General features: G+C 56.9%; 5 protein-coding genes and 1 pseudogene. 1 reads left to right on the forward strand and 5 read right to left on the reverse strand.

The window, feature by feature from the left end; genetic code table 11:
• The first annotated feature begins 61 nt into the window (after positions 1–61).
• A pseudogene (locus tag ACR0DY_RS19745) lies at positions 62–762 on the forward strand (IS6 family transposase).
• 142 nt (positions 763–904) lie between these two features.
• Here the strand turns inward: ACR0DY_RS19745 and ACR0DY_RS19750 are convergent.
• From ACR0DY_RS19750 to ACR0DY_RS19770, 5 genes are read right to left on the reverse strand one after another with little or no spacing between them, the layout of a single operon-like run.
• On the reverse strand, positions 905–1,306 hold the full coding sequence (locus ACR0DY_RS19750; protein WP_480484951.1) for a hypothetical protein: 402 nt from the start codon (positions 1,304–1,306) through the stop codon (positions 905–907).
• Positions 1,303–2,016, reverse strand: a complete 714-nt coding sequence (locus ACR0DY_RS19755) for an ABC transporter ATP-binding protein (RefSeq protein WP_480484950.1) — start codon at positions 2,014–2,016, stop codon at positions 1,303–1,305. The genes ACR0DY_RS19750 and ACR0DY_RS19755 overlap by 4 nt, the downstream gene beginning before the upstream one ends.
• 4 nt (positions 2,017–2,020) lie before the next feature.
• Positions 2,021–3,157, reverse strand: coding sequence for an ABC transporter permease (locus tag ACR0DY_RS19760; protein ID WP_480484949.1), 1,137 nt, complete (start codon positions 3,155–3,157; stop codon positions 2,021–2,023).
• Complete coding sequence (locus ACR0DY_RS19765) at positions 3,154–4,308, reverse strand: efflux RND transporter periplasmic adaptor subunit (protein ID WP_480560813.1); 1,155 nt, start codon at positions 4,306–4,308, stop codon at positions 3,154–3,156. Before ACR0DY_RS19765 ends, ACR0DY_RS19760 begins: the two co-directional genes overlap by 4 nt.
• Positions 4,305–4,919: a TetR/AcrR family transcriptional regulator gene (locus tag ACR0DY_RS19770; protein ID WP_480484947.1), complete on the reverse strand. Its 615-nt coding sequence runs from the start codon at positions 4,917–4,919 to the stop codon at positions 4,305–4,307. The genes ACR0DY_RS19765 and ACR0DY_RS19770 overlap by 4 nt, the downstream gene beginning before the upstream one ends.
• Positions 4,920–5,293: the final 374 nt, after the last annotated feature.

The raw sequence follows: 5,293 nt of genomic DNA on the forward strand, positions 1-5,293 counted from the left end.
GTGTTGTCACATTAACTGTCGTTAGGCTGCTGATGCCCGACATTGGGCGGAGGTGACATTGATGAAGACATCGTCAATCAGCTACAAGCGCCCCCGGTTTCCGCCTCAGCTCATCGCGCATGCAGTGTGGCTGTACGTTCGCTTCAATCTGAGCCTGCGGGAAGTTGAAGAGATGCTGCTGCAGCGCGTGCGCGATGCTTCTTACGAAACTGTTCGGCGCTGGGTCATCAAATTCGGGCCGGTGGTTGCTCCAAATCTATGGCAGAGACATGGCCGCCCAGATGATGTCTGGCATCTGGATGAAATTGTCGTGGACATTTCAGGTCGCAAGTATCGGCTTTGGCGCGCGGTCGATCAGCATGGCGTCGTGTCGGACGAAGTACTCCAATCCAGGCGGGACAAACGGGCGGCAAAACGGCTGTTGCGCGGCCTGATCAAGCACCTTGGTTTCATTCCCAAGCGGATCATCACGAACAAGTTGCGGTCCTATGGCACCGCCAAACGGGAAATCGCGCCGGGCTTGGATCGTTGGTCGCACAAGGGCTTGAACAACTGCGCGGAAAACAGCCCCCTCCCATTCCGAAAGCGAGAACGGACGATGCCAGGATACCGATCTCCAGGAGGTTTGCAGCGGTTCGTAACCACCCATCAGCCGTTAGAAATTGCTTCCGCGTCCCGGCACGTCGTCGCTCCGCACTAACAATCCGTTGTCACCGCCTCGAGGCAACTAACGCCTGGAATGCTGCCACTCGAGCCGCTTGAATCCCGACCATCAGCATTCCCTCGTCGACCGGACGTTAACGTGACAATACCCGCGTACGTCCTGATTCATAAACATCTCCTTTGTCCCCGACTGCGAGGTTAAAGGAAATGTCCCGCGAGTAACGGCATATCTACAGGCGAGTCATTCTGCTCGCCAGATATGCACCCAAGCCACAACGGAAATGGCTAACCAGACACCCGTGCGCAAGGTCATCGCGCCGAGGGTGCGCATCTCATAGGCATTGCCTTGCAGCACATGAGCGCCGAAGGCCAGAAAAACCAGAACGGTGGCAACCAGAATACCTGTTGATATCCAGGCCGCTGACCGGTGCCGAAGAAACAGTCCAATGCCGGCCACGACATAGGCGAATCCTGCCAGAAAGTTGAACCACAGCACGAAGGGCACTGCATTACCAACGGCTGCGCGTGCTTCATCGCCACCAAACAAGGCCCGTCCGCCTGAGAAAACAGTCAACGCGCCGAACACTATTGCCACGCTCGCCGCTATGTTCAGGGCGCGGTTGCCAGTGGTTGCATTTTTCATGTCGCGCCCCCTTCCGTTCCATCAAGTCGGCCGTCGCGTAAGTGGAACAGCTTGTCGAACCGGTCGTAAATCTTTTCATCATGCGTCACCGCGATGATGCAGGCGTCTTGCTCAGCTGCGAGCTTGCGCATCAGGTCCATCACGATCCCGGCCCTCTGGCTGTCAAGCGCCGCAGTTGGTTCATCTGCCAGAATGATGCGCGGGCTGTTGGCAAGGGCGCGTGCGATGGCCACACGCTGCGCCTCACCTCCGGACAGAAGCGCGGGCATCGCATCCCTGCGGTGACCGACCTCCAGATAGTCCAGCAGTTCGACAGCGCGCCTTTGCGCCTCGACCGTCGACTTTCCAGCCAGTTTCAGCACCAGAGCAACGTTATCCTTGGCATCGAGAAATGGCAGAAGATTATGGAATTGAAAGATAAACCCGATCTTGTCGAGCCGTAGCCTACGCAAATCGTTTCGCAGCCATTGCTTGTCGTAAACCGCCTCATTGTCCAGCGTAACCTTCCCCGTACTCGGAGCAATGATGCAGCCAATGACATTCAGAAGCGTCGTTTTACCCGATCCAGACGGGCCGAGTAGTGCCACCACTTCGCCCGCCTCGACTGACAGATCAACACCCTTCAGTGCATCGACACGTGCACCGCCCTCGCCAAAGTGCTTTGAGACATTGGTAACATCTACAATCACGCGGCGCGGATCATTGAGCATGACGTCACCCTCCGATTGCCGTAGCCGGATCGACCTTGAGTGCTGCACGAACGCCAAGGCCGCTGGCGACGATGCAGACAATGAGGATGATCCCTGCCAGCGCGACGGCGTTGATCGGCTCCAACACAACCCGGCGGGGGAAGTAGTCTTTGACAAGCAGGATAAGGATCAGACCGAAACTCCAGCCGACCGCACCAAGTGCAATGGATTGCTGCACGATCAGCCCGATGATCGTGCGGTCGGGGGCGCCGATCAGTTTGAGTGTGGCGATCTGCTTTAGCTTTTCCATGGTCATCGTGTAGATAATCAATGCGATCACAACGGCTGAAACGGACAATAAGATGCCCAGAAACAAACCTATCTGCCGCTTTGCCCGATCCACCACAGACATTAGCAAGATAGACTCCTGATCGGCTTGTGTCAGGGCCCCAAGATGTTTCCATTGGCGCACCGACTGCGCCACTGCTTGCGGGTCTGCAAGCGGTTCAAGCCGTGCGATCACAGCCGCAACGCTGTCCTGACTTTCGAGCAACCCCGCGCCTCGTGCCTCCTGGACGCGTTGAGCCGACGGGGCCAGTTGCGTCTGTAGCACTTGCGCATCGCGCAAGGTGATAAACGCCGCCGGATCACCGGCGGAATTCATCGTATCCTCGACCAACCCGACCACAGTGAAAGGATCGCGGCCCAGTCGGATCACATCGCCGACGGACAGTCCGGATTTGGCATCTGCCACGATCTCGAAATGGGACTGGCTGATCCCACGCCCTACCGAGATTGCTTCGGGTCCACCGGGGTGACCTGGCTCGTATCCGATCACGTACAGGCGTAGCGTTTCGCCGCGAAAGGGCGCTTCGACGGTCTGGTATGTGATGCTGCCCGCTTCGGCCACGCCATGCAATCGCCCCACGGCATCACGGGTGCCGTCGGGAATTTTCGAGGCTTCTGCAAACGGTCCGCGTGTACCAGATTCAACAATCCAAAGATCTGCTCGAGGTGCTTTGACGATGTTCAGCGCGTCCGCAACCAGCCCATTGTAAATACCAATCATTGCCAGCACGACCGCCATCAGAAGGCTGAGGCCGAGGCAAGTCAGCATGAAGCGGAACAGATTGTGACGCACATCGCGGTAGGCGAGGTTCATGGCGCATCCCTCTCGACGACCCGAACCATGCGCCCCTCAGACAGCCCTTTACCGGGTGCCAGGATGACCTGCGAGCCGTCGGGAATACCACCGACCAGTTCGACCCGCGCATCCTCGGTCCGGTGACCGAAGACTGCCGACACCTGATGCGCACGCCCATCCTGCGCGACCCATATAAGACCTTCATGCCCGTCAAAACCGGTTATTGCGATCTCGGGAACCAACATCGCATCGACCAGCTCTGTCACTGTGATCCAAGCTTCGGCCTGTTCGCCAAGAAAAACCTGTTCCGGGCACTGATTGCATGCAATCCAGACCCGGCGTTCTTCGTTCACCCGGTCACTTTCTATACCGATCCGCGCGATCTTGCCTGTGAAGACCTTATGGGGCAAAGACCGCAACCTCACTTCGGCAACTTGTCCGAGTTGCAGGGGCCCGGCCCTCTCTTCATCAATGTAGGCCAAAGCCCAAACAGTGTTCGGGTCCAAAAGGGTAAAGATAGGTTCACCAGCGACAACAACAGTACCTGCTTCGACGTGGCGCTCAACAACGACCGCGTCAAATGGCGCCCGCAACACATGATGATCAAGCAGCACACGCTCGTATTGCAGGGCTGCCTTGGCGTCACTTTGCATGGATTTGGCAACCTCAACATCACTTTCTGCTACGGCCAGATCAGCGGCTGCAACATCGACATCCCGCTGCGCCTCTTCTGCAGCCTGAGTCGAGACGGCATTGCGCCCGGCAAGTTCCTGCTGGCGCGCATTTGTCGACTGCCGTTGCGCAAGAATGGCACGCGCGCGGATCACATTTGCCTCAGCCTTGCCCAAAGTGGCCTCTGCGGCGGCAATCCCGGCTTTGGCGCGCGCGACTTTTGCTTGTTGTTCCGTCGGATGAAGCCGGGCAAGGACTTGCCCCGCTTTGATCGTATCACCACTGTCGACTGAAAGTTCTGTCAGCGTGGCACCAACTTCAAATCCGACATCTGAGACGATCCGGGCCTCGACCGTCCCTAGCCCATAAACACGAACAGGGACATTCTTTTCAATTGCGGCAGTGGAAACACCAACCGGGCGCTCTGTAAGGACAAGCCAGCCAAAGACGGCGAGGCCGACAGCAAGGGTAACACCGAAGATGATACGGCGGTTCATGGCGAAACCTCTGTACTTGCTATTCGGAATAGCCGCATCTGAGCGTCGAGCAATCGGTGCCCTTCGGATTCCAATGCGAAACCGCGTTTCCCCAGAGTCCAGCGGATCGCCAACCCTTGTACCAGCGAGATCAACAGTAGCGCTCCGTCTTCGGGCGGCAGGTTTGTGTCAAACAGGCCCGCTTTCTGTCCGTTGGTCAGCTCGATGGACAGCAATGCGACCAATTCAGTCATCAGCGTAAGAACAGCTTGCCGGAGATCGTCGTTTTCTACCTGTAGCTCGCGCGAGAAAAGAATAGACGGGATGGCCGGCATAGTCTCGATCTGGTGCAATTGAGCCAAAATCAGCGCTTTGATCCGCTCTGCCGGATCGGCAGATGTCCTAAGCGCGTCACCCCACGCGGTTCGGAGGCGTTCAGAAATCTCGTTAGCTACCGCCAACCATAAATCCTGTTTGGTCGCGAAGTGCCGGAAGATTGCGGGCTGCGTCAGCCCGACTGCATCAGCAACCGACTGTGTGGTCAGGCGATCAGGGCCCAACTCGTCCGCGAGGCGCAGCATGGCTTGTACGATCTCGGTCTTGCGTTCATCTGCGGGCTTGCGGGCGGGCATTCGAAACCATTATGTTAGTGAGTAATAACTAACTTATTAAGACGAGATACACTTGACGTCAAGCGCATCTGGATTTGATTACGTTATCAGGGTCGGAAGGGGGTATATGGCACCTTTTGGTAGCGAGAAGATCGACAGGTAAACGGTGGGCAGCACCCGATAACTGCGCGACACCTATAGTCAAACTTTGGGAATAACACGACATCAAGCCGCTTGAGCTCGTCGCTGACTTCAAACGCAACGCAGTCTCCTGTGAGGTTATTTCGCTGTCCGCCATCAGCACCCATGGAACAGACTAGGTTGATTGCGTAGCGGAGGATTTCAGGCTCATCGTAACCATCAGAGAGTGGAGATGAGAATGAAATCCGGGAAAC

Source organism: Ruegeria sp. O6, from assembly GCF_056535045.1.